A 14,044-nucleotide genomic window follows, 5' to 3' on the forward strand; every position below is an offset into this window, starting at 1 on the left:
AGGCTTTTGACTTGAATTAAGCCTTTCCACAACCAATATATAATTTAAGCATAAACAAACAGGTGGAAGTATGTTTAAAAGGGTTATGGAAAAACTGCAAAGGTCATCGATTGAATCCGACCTTAAAACGTTTAAGAGAACGTTGACACAAATAGATTCCTTTAGCGAGACATTGAAATCGCTTTGTGATGATGAACTCAAAGCACAGCTACAATCACTGTGTGCTCCTATTTCTCCGCCAATGAATATACCCACTCAAGTCAAAGTTTTTGCTTTTGTGTCAGAAGTATCAAACAGATTATTAGGCATGAGGCCCTTCGGTAGCCAAATGTTGGCAGGCTTAGCATTACATGACGGCTATATTGTCGATATGAAAACTGGGGAAGGTAAAACATTGGCTGCAGCTGCCCCCGTTATTGTTAACGCGTTAGCTGGCCGCAAAGTTCACGTACTCACCTTTAATGACTATTTGGCCAAACGAGATAGTCACTTTTTACAGCCCCTCTATCAATTTTTTGGTTTGAGCGTGGGTATGATCCAAGCTGGCATGTCGGGTAAACAACGGAGAAAAGCTCATGCCTGCGACATTGTTTATGCCACAGCCCGAGAAGTTGGCTTTGATTATTTACGTGATCAGTTGGTGCATTATAAACAGCAAAAAGTATTGTCGGAGTTGGATGTTGCCATTGTTGATGAAGCCGATTCGATTCTAATTGACGAAGCCCGTATTCCTCTGGTTATTTCAGGTGATATTCACCAAAACAATGATCAACTGACGCGCATTGCGACGGTGATTAAACAACTAGACAAAACAAACGATTATGCGGTCGATGAATTTAGCACCTCTGTTCATTTGACGGACAGCGGCAGTCGTAAAATAGAGCAACAATTTGGCTGTAAAAACCTGTTTGATATCGATAATTTGCCCTTGCTGACCAGCGTCAATCTAGCACTGCACGTCGAGGTTTTGCTAGTCAAAGATATAGATTACATAGTCAAAGACAACTGCATCAAACTGGTTGATGAATTCACCGGCAGAATTGCCGAAAAACACCGCTGGCCTGATGGTATGCAATCGGCATTGGAATCCAAAGAAGGTCTGCCAGTCAAAAAGGAAGGTCAAACCCTAGGTTCAATCACCTTGCAACATTTGATGTGTTTGTTTAAGAAAGTGAGCGGCATGACCGGCACCGCGGTGTTGGCAGCGCAAGAGTTTGAGCTGTTATACCAATTAAAAACCTGTGTTATTCCACCGCGTAAACCCTGCATTAGAATAGACAAGCCAGATCGGGTGTTCAGTACAAAAGCCGAAAAAACCATTGCCATTTGCAATGAAATATCCTTGATTCAACGTACAGGGCAACCTGTTTTGGTGGGCACGCCCAATGTCCGCGAGTCTGAAAACTTATATGCTTTGTTAGTTGAAAAAGGGATTGAGTGTTGTCTGCTCAATGCTAAAAATGATGAGCAGGAAGCCCAAATAATTGCTCAGGCAGGTGCTTGGGGGGCCGTCACCATCTGTACCAACTTGGCCGGACGCGGTACAGATATTTTACTGGGGGCAAAAGACACTGCAAGCAATATACAAGTAAAAAAGGCAGGTGGCCTGCATATTATCGGCACTAGCCGATTTGAGTCGAGACGGATAGATGATCAATTACGTGGACGGGCGGCAAGGCAAGGCGAGCCTGGGTCTTCGCAATATTTTGTCAGCCTTGAAGACAAATTGTTTAATCACTTGGGGCAGGATGGCTTGTTGTCTGGCAAAAGTGACACTGGGGAGTTGCTATCCAATGCCCGTATCAGCAAAAAAATTGCGCACGGCCAGCGAGTGCTAGAAGGCGCGAATCTTGATAGACGCAAAGCGTTATACAAATACAGTGATTTGGTTGAACAGCAAAGGCAAATGATCCACCAACTACGGAATGACATTTTACAGGGGGAAGGGGCTGAAGAGTTTAAAAGCAAAGTCACATCGCGTTGGCAAAATCTCAGTACAGTCGTGAGCGATGAAAAGCTCAATGAAGCCCTGAATATTGTAGTTATGCACGCCATCGACAAGCTATGGGTCCAGCATTTGTCTGAGATTGACTATATCAAAGAAGGCATTAATTTAGTGGGGACAGCGGGCTCCAGTTTTATGTTAAGTGGTAACGAGCCTTACCATGTGTTTATCCATCAGGTGCAGCAAGTTTTTGAACAATTATTGGCAGAATTAAAAACTGCGGTGGTTGATTTGTTCAATAACCTTGCCATAGACGAAAACGGGATTAATCCCAACAGTGAATTATTTGCAATGACAAAATCGACCTCATCATATGTGGTCGCTGATAATCCATTTGACGCTGTAGACAGACAGTTTATAGCCAGTATATGGAAGAAGTTGAAGTTAGAATAAAATTTATTGGAGGTAGAGAAACTAACTTCGATTGTAGGAACATGTTGGGGAAAATGAATATTTTGCGTCAGAGTATACAAACTCAAACACCGCCGCAGTCTCCAATACTTTTTAATAATGGGTGGCATGTTAAGTATTGTTGTAGATAATAATAAAAGTATATCCCAATGAAAGGTAAGTTATTAAAAATTGTAATTTTTTCTATTATGGTATGTTCTTTTTTCATTATTAGAGTGAGTCGAAGGTTAAGGATAACAGAATGATAAGAGTCATTTTTGCAGCTCTGGTTTTATTACCTAGCTTGGTAAATGCACAGCAAGGTATACAAAGTCTAAATGCACGTGTTAAACAGAAGACTGAGGTAATGGTCTTAGGAACGATGCATTTAAAAAGTATTAAAGAAGAGATCGACCTGTCTGAAATTAGAGGTTATTTAGGTAAATTTAAACCAACAGCTATTGCAGTCGAATCACTTCGAGGTGAAGATATTTTTACAATGCTTAATGGCTCTGTTGAATATCATGAAACTTTAACAAGCTTTGTGGGTGATGAACTACTGAGTATCGCAAAAAAAGAACAATCATCATTAGGACTTTCTGCCACTGAAGCAATACAGAAAATGAAACAGTTTGAAATAGTAAATAATTTGTCCGATGAAAAGCGAATCGAACTTATAAGACTATCTATTGCAGGCTACTACCCTGATACAGCAACACTACACTGGTTAAAATTAACAGAAAATGACACTTCTCAATTGTCCTCAGATTTAAAAGCCTATCTTAATGCGCGTGCTACAAAAAATAATGAAACACTCAATATCGCAATTAACTTAGCTTTAAGTGAGGGCATAAATACGATCTACCCTATTGATGACCATCTTGATAAAGATATGTATCAAGACATGGTTAAAAGGTTAATGCCATCTTATAGTAAATCCCAAGCAGGAAATGAACTTCAAAAAAGTACGTTTATAACTAAATCTCAAGCTTTGCAAAAACACGCAATACAAACAGGGGATTGGCTGCCTTTATACCTTTGGTTGAATAGCCCTGAACAAAGCTCTCAAGTTATTGGGCAAGAGTGGAGTATGTTTGTTGATAAAGATTTAGATGTTGAACCTGCGTTAGCTAGAGTTGCTTTATGGGAAGTTAGAAACCTAAATATGGTGTCTCACATCATGAGAGTGGTTGCGAGTGAGATTGGCGGACGAATTGTCATTATTGTAGGTGCATCTCATCGGGTATTTTTCGAAGAATACCTTTCAAAAATGATAGGTGTTGAAGTAATACCGTTTTCTGACTACGTAACTGAATATGTTGGGTCAGAATCAAAGTAAATACTCAATCGCCACAAATAAACCCAAATCGAAGAGATTGAATATCAGGTGTAAGCGCGGCTGTGACCGTCCATGATATGGCGAAGTTTCACAGTGTGAAACGTTCTGAGCGAGCGGCATGGATGCCGAACTGGCCGTTTAACAAGGATGTTATTCGTCATGGCCGAGCTTTCAGGGACCTTTTGACTTATATAAAGAGTGCAGCGTGTCACAGCTGTGCTTGCACGAAAGCCTGCGGCAGGCAATTGATAACCATGAAGGTGCGATTTTAGAATAATAGCCGATACCTTAAAGGCTAAACGCCAGGTATAAAAAATGTGGCCTAGTGGCCACATTTTTAATCCAAACGAAGTTTGGAAACCTAAAGAGTAACCTTATGATTACTCAGGATCACTCTCTATTCAGGGTCACTCTTACTCAGGATCATAATCCAACACGGGTGCCAACCACTTCTCCGCTTCAGCCAATGTCATGCCTTTACGCTTGGCATAATCCTCAACTTGATCGCGGCCAATATTGGTCACCCCAAAGTAACGTGATTTCGGGTGAGCAAAGTACCAACCTGATACCGCAGCGGTTGGAAACATGGCATAACTTTCAGTGATATTAAGGTTAATCGTTTCATCGGGTTTTAGTAAATCCCATAACAAGCCTTTTTCAGTATGATCAGGACAGGCTGGGTAACCAGGTGCTGGGCGAATACCTTTGTATTTTTCACGAATAAGGGCTTCGTTATCCAATACTTCATCTGCAGCGTAACCCCAAAACTCTTTTCGTAACCGTTCATGCATACGCTCTGCAAAGGCTTCAGCTAAACGGTCGGCTAGGCACTTAAGCATAATGGCGTTGTAGTCATCATGGTTGGCTTCAAAACGTGCCACATGTTCATCAATGCCGTGGCCTGCGGTGACAGCAAAGCCGCCCATGTAGTCGGCGACGCCTGAGTCTTTTGGCGCGACAAAATCAGATAAACAGAAGTTGTCATTGCCCACACGTTCAAGCTGCATCCGCAAGTGATGGGTGGTCATTTCAACCGTGGTGCGTGTTTCATCTGTGTATAGCTCAATGTCGTCATGGTTAACGGTATTGGCAGGGAATAAGCCAATGACCGCTTTGGCAGTAAGCCATTTTTCACTGATGATGGTTTCAAGCATGGCTTTACCATCGGCATAGAGCTTACGGGCTTCTTCACCGACAATTTTATCATCTAAAATTTCAGGGAAGTGACCATGCAGCTCCCAGCTTCTGAAAAACGGCGTCCAATCGATGCGATCCACTAGATCTTCTAGTGGGTAATCATCAAATACTTGGCGGCCCAATTTGTTCGGTTTAAATGGGGTGTAGTTATCCCAATCGTGTTTACAGCGGTTTTCACGGGCAGCGTCAATTGACACTATGGTTTTGCGTTTGGTTTGTGATAACCGCTTTTCACGCATGATGTCGTATTCAGCATAGGTTGCATCAATGGTGGGCTGGCGAGTGTCGTTATTTACCAGTTTTGACACCATAGGCACTGCGCGCGAGGCATCGGCAATGTAAATTGCACCATGTGGATAATGTGGGGCAATTTTTACTGCGGTATGAATTTTCGAGCAGGTTGCACCACCAATAATCGCCGGAATGGTTAACCCTTCTCGGTGGAAGGTTTTGACGTTATGTACCATTTCATCAAGGCTTGGGGTAATAAGCCCTGACATACCAATAATATCAATATTGTGCTCTTTTACGGCTTCGAGGATTTTTTCAACTGACACCATGACGCCTAGGTCGAACACTTCAAAGCCGTTACAGGCTAGCACCACGCCGACAATGTTTTTACCAATATCGTGCACGTCACCTTTTACGGTAACCATTAAAATTTTACCGTTTGATTGACCTTCAACTTTTTCCGCTTCAATGTATGGGTTTAAATAAGCCACGGCTTTTTTCATTACCCGGGCTGATTTAACGACTTGCGGCAGAAACATTTTGCCTGAGCCAAATAAGTCACCGACCACATTCATCCCATCCATTAATGGCCCTTCAATCACATCAAGTGGGCGGGTGGCAGCGGCGCGCGCTTCTTCGGTGTCTTGGTCGATAAACTCAGTAATGCCTTTCACTAAGGCGTGGGATAAGCGCTCATTAACGGGCAGACTACGCCAAGCTAAGTCTTCCTTTTTAGCCACTTGTTTGCCGTCACCACGAAAACGCTCAGCAACATCTAGTAGTTGCTCAGTATTGCTTGAGTCGGCAACGGGGCAAGGTAAATTCAGTACCACATTTTCGACTTTTTCTTTTAAGTCTTTGTCGATGTCATCAAATATGGCTAACTGACCTGCGTTAACGATACCCATGTCCATGCCCGCTTGAATCGCGTGGTATAAAAACACCGCATGAATGGCTTCGCGGACTGGGTTGTTACCACGAAACGAGAACGAGACGTTTGACACACCGCCAGAAATCATTGCATGGGGTAGAGTGGCTTTAATGTCTTTAATGGACTCAATAAAATCGACGGCGTAGTTATCGTGCTCGTCAATGCCGGTGGCAATGGCAAATATATTCGGGTCGAAAATGATGTCTTCTGGGGCAAAGCCAACCACATCAACCAGTATGCGATAGGCGCGGGTACAGATTTCGGTTTTACGGGCGCGGGTATCGGCTTGGCCATCTTCATCAAATGCCATCACAATAGCGGCTGCGCCATAGCGTTTCACTAAGGTGGCTTGCTGAATAAAGGCTTGTTCACCTTCTTTCATCGAAATGGAGTTAACAATCGACTTGCCTTGAACGCATTTAAGGCCAGCTTCAATCACGTCCCATTTTGATGAGTCGATCATGATAGGCACCCGAGAAATATCAGGCTCTGAGGCGATTAAGTTCAAGAACTTTTTCATCGACTCGACGCCATCAAGCATACCTTCATCCATGTTGACATCGATGATTTGTGCGCCGTTTTCAACTTGCTCACGCACGACATCTAGGGCCTCTTCAAACTTTTCTTCTTTGATTAAGCGCAGGAACTTGGCTGAACCTGTAACGTTGGCACGCTCGCCGACGTTAACAAATAATGAGTTGCCATCAATGGTTAATGGCTCAAGCCCTGATAAGCGACAGGCAACGGGAATATCAGGTATGACACGTGGCTCATGGCTGATAACGGCATCGCGAATAACACTAATGTGCGCTGGTGTACTACCACAACAGCCACCCACAATATTGAGCATGCCTTCCCGTGCCCAATCACTGATCACTTCGGCCATTTCTTCTGGGGTTTCATCGTAACCACCAAACTCATTAGGTAAGCCAGCGTTAGGGTGGGCAGAAACATAACATTCTGCAATCCGTGATAACTCTTCAACGTAGGGACGCAACTCTTTTGGGCCAAGGGCGCAGTTAAGGCCAATGGATAATGGTTTGATATGGCGCAGTGAGTTGTAAAAGCCTTCGGTGGTTTGCCCAGTTAGGGTACGACCTGAAGCATCAGTAATGGTGCCTGAAATCATCACAGGTAGACGATCACCAATTTGATCAAACACTAATTCGATGGCAAATAATGCGGCTTTGGCGTTGAGGGTATCAAAGATGGTTTCGACCATGATGATATCTGCGCCGCCATCAATTAATGCACGGGTTGATTCAACATAGGCTTCGACTAACTCATCAAAGCTGATATTACGAAAACTGGGGTCGTTCACATCTGGGCTGATAGAGCAAGTGCGGTTGGTTGGCCCAAGCACTCCTGCAACATAGCGTTTAATACCCGTTTGCGCAGTAACGTCATCAGCGGCTTCACGGGCAACTTTGGCGCCTTCAAGGTTAATTTCTGCTGACAACGACTGCATGTCGTAATCGGCCATAGCAATCGTGGTGGCATTAAAGGTATTGGTTTCAATAATGTCAGCACCCGCTAACAGGTATTTAGTGTGGATATCTTTAATGATTTGGCGTTGGCTTAGCACCAACATGTCGTTGTTGCCTTTTACGTCACAGTGCCAGTCTTTAAAACGCTCACCACGGTAGTCTTCTTCTTCCAGTTTGTAGTCTTGAATCATTGTGCCCATGGCACCATCGAGGATAACTATGCGCTGTTTTAGCGTATTTGTAAGTTGTTCAAGTACCTGACTGTAGGAAGTCGACTTCGCCATAACGTATTACCTTAATTGCTTTTATGCTAATCACTTAATCGAGCGTTAAATAACACGCTAACTTAAGTAGTTAGTGGATTGTGTTAACGGTTTTAGATGAAATAAGCATACCTTTATTTATGCTTTTATAGGGCAGAATAATGCGAAATCCCCTGTAATAAAATTCATCTTAAAATATTTTGTTTGGACATTTAAACGTATAGACGTCCATAATACGTTTAAATAGATTGTAAGAGCAAGCCCATTGCTCACACTAAAAACATAAGCCAATTGAAACGGCCGATGGAGTCTCCTTAGATGAAGCAAGCTAAGATAATATTGTTACGCCATGGCCAATGTGAGGGCGACAGTATTTTGCGGGGTAAAACCGATGTGGCGCTAACTGATTTGGGGCTAACGAACATGCACCAGAGTGCGGCTAAGCTAGGGCTATTAGGTTGTTTGCCATCACTGCAGCTATACAGTTCGCCTTTGGTGCGCTGCCATGCGTTTGCCGCTGAATTAGCGCAGCAGTTAAACCAAGTGAGTGCTGATTTAGCTTTACAGGTTGAGATAATGTCTCAATTACAGGAAATTGATTTTGGCTTGTGGGACGGAAAAAGCTTTGCAGAGCTTTATCAGCATAGCGCTAAAGCGTTAGACGCCTATTGGGATAACCCTTGGGAGCATGGCGCGCCCCAAGCTGAGCCCATGGCTGAATTTGAACAAAGGGTGGCGCAGGCTTTTGCGCAAATAACCTTGCAAGCTTACAACTTGGCTAAAGCTCATACTGCTGAGGCTAATAGTGCTAAGGCAACAGCATCAGCCACTGCTCTGGTAGTGACTCACGGTGGAGTTATCCGTCATATTATCGCTTTGGTGTTAGGGCTTGAGCGCTGTAAAGGGCTATATGGACAACTGAATATAGATTATGCCGCGACGGTAACCATTGATGTGTTTTGGCCTGAAGCTGATGATAAATCGACTAAACCCGTCTATCGTTTAAACTGGAATAATTAGTTTTAGCCTAAAATTAGCAGAAAAAACTAACTTCACTTAGGCAGATATACCGTACAATATAAGCCGCATTTATTAAGTGCAATAAAATTTCAAATTAAGTCAATTTAGCTGCAGTTGAGTGCTTGTGTGAAATGCTTTAAGCAACACCAGTATCAAGCGGTTCGCTAAATGAGTAGGGAATCGAGAACTAGCCTAAATGCTGTTTAGCTCGAACTGTACCCGCAACTGTAAAATAGCATCTCATCACTTGTAAGATAAGTGATTAATGAATGCCATTAAGTCAGATACCTAGCTTAGTTTTTCTTGCTGAATTAGCAGCACCTAACAACAACTTGAGCGGGTAACTCAGGCGGAGTTTGTATCGTGATCAGTATTAAAACCCCAGATGTGGCTAAACATGCCTCTTGGATAACCGCAGGGGTAGTATCTTGACTACTGCGGCATTAACAGTTGATCAGCTAAGCTGGTCAGTTGCAGACAATGAGATCCTTTCTCAAGTCAGTTTTGCCTTGCAACGTGGTGAAATGCTAGGGCTTATTGGCCCTAATGGTGCGGGTAAATCCAGCTTACTGCGCTGCTTGTATCGCTATATCACCCCTGATGCTGGCAAAATCAGCTTATTTGGCGATAATATTAATGGTTTTTCTCATAAACAATTGGCCACTAAGGTTGCCGTTGTGCAGCAAGAGTCACCCCATTATTTTGATATGACCACCCATCAACTGGTTTCTATGGGCTTAACGCCCCATAAAGGCCTTTTTGAAACCAATACCCAAGCAGATGCAGATGATATTGCCAAGGCGCTGGCTAAAGTGGGTCTTGAGCACAAAGCCTTGCAGCAATATGAGCAGTTATCTGGCGGTGAAAAACAGCGGGCATTAATTGCACGGGCTATCGTGCAAAAGCCGCAGTTATTGATCCTTGATGAGCCGACTAATCATTTAGATATTCGCTATCAAATCCAAATTCTTGAGTTGGTTAGGCAACTTGGCATTAGCGTGATTGCCTCTATTCACGATCTTAATTTAGCCAGCGCAATGTGCGATAGATTGCTGTTACTTGATCAAGGAAAGTGCATCGCTCAAGGTTTACCTGATGAAGTATTAACAGAAACCATTTTGGGGAACGTGTTTGATGTTTGCTGCCAAATATCAAGTCACCCACAGCACGGTAAACCGTTAATTACTTATTTTTATGGTTATCAAAGTCATTATGACAATGCTAATCAAAACACTTGTCAAAGCTCGCAGCAAAACGCATATCCAAGCTCTGAACAAAAACATGGCCAATCAAACCACGGGCAGGGCGATAAATGACAGCCATTGATGCCACACAATCAGTGAAGCTAGCAAAGCAGATGAGTTTAAGTTTTAAGCATAAGCTACTGCTGTTTGTTACTGCCATAGTGACCTTAGTTACTCCAATCGCCGCGGCAAGTTTCGGCGCTGCTAATATCAGTTTTGAACAAGTCGTTAGCTTGTTTGCTAATTTGGCATTAGGTACAGGTGAAACAGATTCACTAACGCAGCGGATTGTGTTTGAGCTGCGTTTTCCAAGAATTATTTTAGCCTTTGTGGCAGGCGCAGGTTTGGCGCTTGCGGGCAGTGTATTGCAAACGGTGACACGTAACCCGTTGGCGGATCCCTATTTATTTGGTATTAGCTCTGGGGCGTCATTTGGGGCGGTATTAGTGCTGAGCTTTTTTGGCAGCCAAGGCTTAGTGCTGCAATGGTTAGGAGAGTCTTCTGGTCATCTTGCCAATGCCATTTTAAGTTCAGGCTTATTCAGTAATGATGCCTGGTGGTCTTGGTCATCCATTAGTTTACCAATTGGCGCTTTTATTGGTTCGAGTTTATCTGTGCTGTTGGTATTAGGTTTATCTGGTTTTGGTCGTGCTAGCCAAGTTGAGCGGATGCTATTGTCTGGGGTGGCCACCTCTTTCATGTTCGGCGCGCTAACCAGTTTGGTACTGTATTTTTCAAGCCCTCAAGCGGCGGCTTCAGTATTATTTTGGAGTTTGGGCAGCTTTGCTAAAGCTAGCTGGGCAGGCCTGGTTATCCCATCTGTGGTGGTAGTTTGCAGCATATTAATTATTTTAGCTTTTAAGCGTCAGGTATTAGCCATTCAAGCGGGGGATGAAACGGCGCACTCCTTAGGGGTTAACGTCGCCAAAATTCGCTTAGCTATGCTTATTTTGTGTTCATTAATCACCGCCACGCTGGTGGCAAGTTGCGGCGGCATTGGCTTTGTTGGCTTGATGATCCCTCATACCGTGCGGCTGCTCTATCCTGGGCAACAACCTATTATGATGACGGCATTAGTCGGCGGCATATTTATGGTATGGATTGATGTATTAGCCCGTTGTTTATTAGGCAACCAAGAGTTGCCGGTAGGTATTATCACTGCCGCAATTGGTAGTGTATTTTTTCTTTTTGTATTACGTCATCGTCGATGAGATTGCAGTTTTGGAGAGTAAGGGATGTTTGCGGTAGATCCAGTTAGTCATAAATTTGATGATCAAATACAGCATAAAATTAATCAGAAAACTAAGCCGCTAGGGGCGCTAGGGTTACTCGAAACGCTAGCAATGCAGATTGCGCAAGTGCAACTAACGCCACAAGCTAATATGAAACCAAAGTACAATATTAGGCATAAGTTGAGTATTAATAAGCCTGCTATGTTGGTGTTTGCTGGCGATCATGGTATTGCTGCTCATGGGGTATCGATTGCCCCCAGTGAAGTTACTCAACAAATGGTGGCTAACTTTGCCAATGGCGGCGCTGCGATTAATGTCTTTTGCCGTCAAATGGGTTTAAACCTTGAAGTGATTGATTGCGGCATGTTGCAGCCAGTTGATGCCCCTCGTATTACTCAGCATCGTTTAGGCAATGGCACTCAAGCAATTCATCAAAAAGCGGCCATGAGTTTATTAGCGGTTAAAGATGGCTTTAGCTATGCAAGTGAAGTGGTGCAACGTCACTATGATTCAGGTTGTAACCTGATTGCGCTTGGTGAAATGGGCATTGGCAATACCTCGTCAGCTGCGGCGATTATGGCCGCATTATTAGGCTTAGATATTAAAGAGTGTGTCGGCCGAGGTACGGGGATTGATGATAGAGCCTTTGCTCTTAAAACCGAGTTATTGGGGGTAGCGCTTAACCTGCATAGAAGTAAATTTACCGATCCGGTTAATGTACTTGCCTGTGTTGGCGGCTTTGAAATTGTGCAAATGACAGGCGCTATTTTAGCGGCCGCTGAGAAAAAGATGCTGGTGGTTATTGATGGCTTTATTGCAACCGCAGCGGCATTAGCCGCAGTTAAATTACACCCTGATGTAAAAGATTACTTAATTTTTGCTCACCAATCAGATGAGCAAGGCCATATTAAAATGCTAGCCGCAATGGATGCTAAACCATTATTGCAATTAGGGTTTAGACTAGGTGAAGGTACAGGCGCTGCGCTATCACTGCCAATCATTGAAGCGGCGGTGAACTTCTACAATGATATGGCTAGTTTTGAAAATGCCGGCGTAAAGTCAGTGGTGTAATTGCGCTGCGAATCGAGAAGTAAATCGAGAAGTAAATAACGCAGTAAATATTAACGCTGTGATAGCCAATTAGCTGTGATAGGCAATTAAAGGAAACGTCATGGAGCAACAGTCGTCATCTGAGGGGGCAAAAAATCAGTCTGATGAAACTGATTATCAAGCGCCTAAAAGTGGAAGTACACTAAAAAAACAACTGAATTTATTGCTTATTGCGTTAAGTTTCTTCACTCGAATCCCTGTGCCAGCTTGGGTTGAGTTTGACAGTGAAAAGCTTAATCAAGCTAGCCGTTATTTTGGCGTAATAGGGTTATTTGTTGGCAGCATAAGCGCAGCGGTGTTTTGGGTGAGTCAGTTTGTGTTGCCTAATGGGGTTGCGGTGATCTTGGCGATGATAACCGGCGTATTAGTCACAGGAGGCTTTCATGAAGATGGCCTTGCTGATACCGCTGATGGTTTTGGTGGTGGCTGGAAAGTTGCTGACAAGCTGCGCATCATGAAAGATTCAAGAATAGGCACTTATGGCACCTTAGCCTTAGTGCTTTGCCTATTATTAAAGTGGCAATTGTTAGTCGAAATTGCCCTTTATAGCCCGATTAATGCGGTCGTCGCCATTGTTGTTGCCCATGGTTTAAGCCGCGTGTTAGCAGGGAGCATTATCTTTTCAGGCCAATATGTTACTGAAGATGATGGCAGCAAATCAAAACCTCTGGCGCAGCATCAGCACATCAATGATTTATTGATTTTATGCTTAAGTGGCTTTGTGGTACTAGCCTGCTTAAACGGCGTAGTCGCCTTTGGCTTGTTATTGCTATTAGTGTTATTACGACAAGCCTTGATATGGGGCGGTAATCGTCAAATTGGCGGCTATACCGGTGACACGTTAGGCGCTGCACAACAGATTGCTGAACTACTGTGTTATGGCGCAATTTTAGTCATAGGGCTAAATTAAATTTTTGAAGTAAAAATTTTAGCTTAGATGAATGTTAATAAAGGAAAAACTGCATGATCCATCTGGTGCTTGGTGGTGCCCGTTCAGGTAAAAGCCGTTATGGTGAATCCCTTGCTGAGCCTTTCGCTTTGCAAGGGCATCGTTGCGTCTATATCGCCACCGCCACCGCACTTGATGATGAGATGAAGCAGCGAATTTTACGTCACCAACAAGACAGAGATAACTCAAATATTGATTGGCAGCTGGTTGAAACGTCGCTAGCCATTGCTCATACCTTAGTTAAATATGACTCCCCGAATACGGTATTGTTTGTCGATTGCCTCACGCTGTATTTAACTAATCATCTTGTGGCCAGTGAAGAGACCCACCGTGATGGTGTTGATGAATTATGGCAACAGCAAAAGCAGGCGTTATTGGCATGTTTACCCACTCTTGAAGCGCAGGTGATATTAATCAGCAATGAAGTGGGCTCAGGCATTGTGCCACTTGGAGAATTAAGCCGTCGTTTTGCTGATGAAGCCGGTTGGTTAAACCAAGCTATTGCTAAAATCGCTGACAAGGTCACCTTAGTGGTTGCAGGCTTACCCGTTGAGCTTAAACGCTAAACCTATGGCTAAGCTATATTCTTACAACAGCGATTGTATAAGCATGGTTAACACTGCCAATACCTCATTCACTTTCTCTA

At 43.5% G+C, this 14,044-nt stretch carries 9 protein-coding genes and 1 riboswitch; of the genes, 8 read left to right on the forward strand and 1 reads right to left on the reverse strand.

Annotated features, from left to right (window positions below):
- Positions 1–85: 85 nt before the first annotated feature.
- Both secA2 and BCU94_RS09980 read left to right on the forward strand, forming a co-directional pair.
- Positions 86–2,398: an accessory Sec system translocase SecA2 gene (gene secA2 / locus BCU94_RS09975; RefSeq protein WP_241904986.1), complete on the forward strand. Its 2,313-nt coding sequence runs from the start codon at positions 86–88 to the stop codon at positions 2,396–2,398.
- 259 nt (positions 2,399–2,657) lie between these two features.
- A complete protein-coding gene (locus tag BCU94_RS09980; RefSeq protein ID WP_102476297.1) occupies positions 2,658–3,734 on the forward strand; it encodes a DUF5694 domain-containing protein in 1,077 nt (358 codons plus the stop codon).
- Positions 3,735–4,147: 413 nt separating this feature from the next.
- Here BCU94_RS09980 and metH read toward each other — a convergent pair whose 3' ends face one another.
- On the reverse strand, positions 4,148–7,864 hold the full coding sequence (gene metH, locus BCU94_RS09985; protein WP_102476298.1) for a methionine synthase: 3,717 nt from the start codon (positions 7,862–7,864) through the stop codon (positions 4,148–4,150).
- Between the two features lie 297 nt (positions 7,865–8,161).
- Between metH and BCU94_RS09990 the strand changes: the two genes are divergently transcribed.
- The 6 genes from BCU94_RS09990 to cobU all read left to right on the forward strand — a co-directional run bounded on the left by BCU94_RS09990 (position 8,162) and on the right by cobU (position 13,964).
- On the forward strand, positions 8,162–8,863 hold the full coding sequence (locus tag BCU94_RS09990) for a histidine phosphatase family protein (RefSeq protein ID WP_102476299.1): 702 nt from the start codon (positions 8,162–8,164) through the stop codon (positions 8,861–8,863).
- Between the two features lie 138 nt (positions 8,864–9,001).
- A riboswitch (cobalamin riboswitch) is annotated at positions 9,002–9,174 on the forward strand.
- A gap of 117 nt (positions 9,175–9,291) precedes the next feature.
- The gene (locus BCU94_RS09995; RefSeq protein ID WP_102438676.1) at positions 9,292–10,179 is read left to right on the forward strand and encodes an ABC transporter ATP-binding protein; all 888 of its coding nucleotides are present in this window, start codon (positions 9,292–9,294) and stop codon (positions 10,177–10,179) included.
- 41 nt (positions 10,180–10,220) lie between these two features.
- A complete protein-coding gene (locus tag BCU94_RS10000; protein WP_241904987.1) occupies positions 10,221–11,318 on the forward strand; it encodes an iron ABC transporter permease in 1,098 nt (365 codons plus the stop codon).
- 24 nt (positions 11,319–11,342) lie between these two features.
- On the forward strand, positions 11,343–12,410 hold the full coding sequence (cobT, locus tag BCU94_RS10005) for a nicotinate-nucleotide--dimethylbenzimidazole phosphoribosyltransferase (protein WP_102476301.1): 1,068 nt from the start codon (positions 11,343–11,345) through the stop codon (positions 12,408–12,410).
- Positions 12,411–12,510: 100 nt separating this feature from the next.
- Positions 12,511–13,359, forward strand: a complete 849-nt coding sequence (locus BCU94_RS10010; RefSeq protein WP_102476302.1) for an adenosylcobinamide-GDP ribazoletransferase — start codon at positions 12,511–12,513, stop codon at positions 13,357–13,359.
- Between the two features lie 53 nt (positions 13,360–13,412).
- Positions 13,413–13,964: a bifunctional adenosylcobinamide kinase/adenosylcobinamide-phosphate guanylyltransferase gene (cobU, locus tag BCU94_RS10015; protein WP_102476303.1), complete on the forward strand. Its 552-nt coding sequence runs from the start codon at positions 13,413–13,415 to the stop codon at positions 13,962–13,964.
- The last annotated feature ends 80 nt before the right edge of the window (positions 13,965–14,044 follow it).

The organism is Shewanella sp. 10N.286.52.C2 (genome assembly GCF_002874545.1).
Taxonomy (GTDB): domain Bacteria; phylum Pseudomonadota; class Gammaproteobacteria; order Enterobacterales; family Shewanellaceae; genus Shewanella.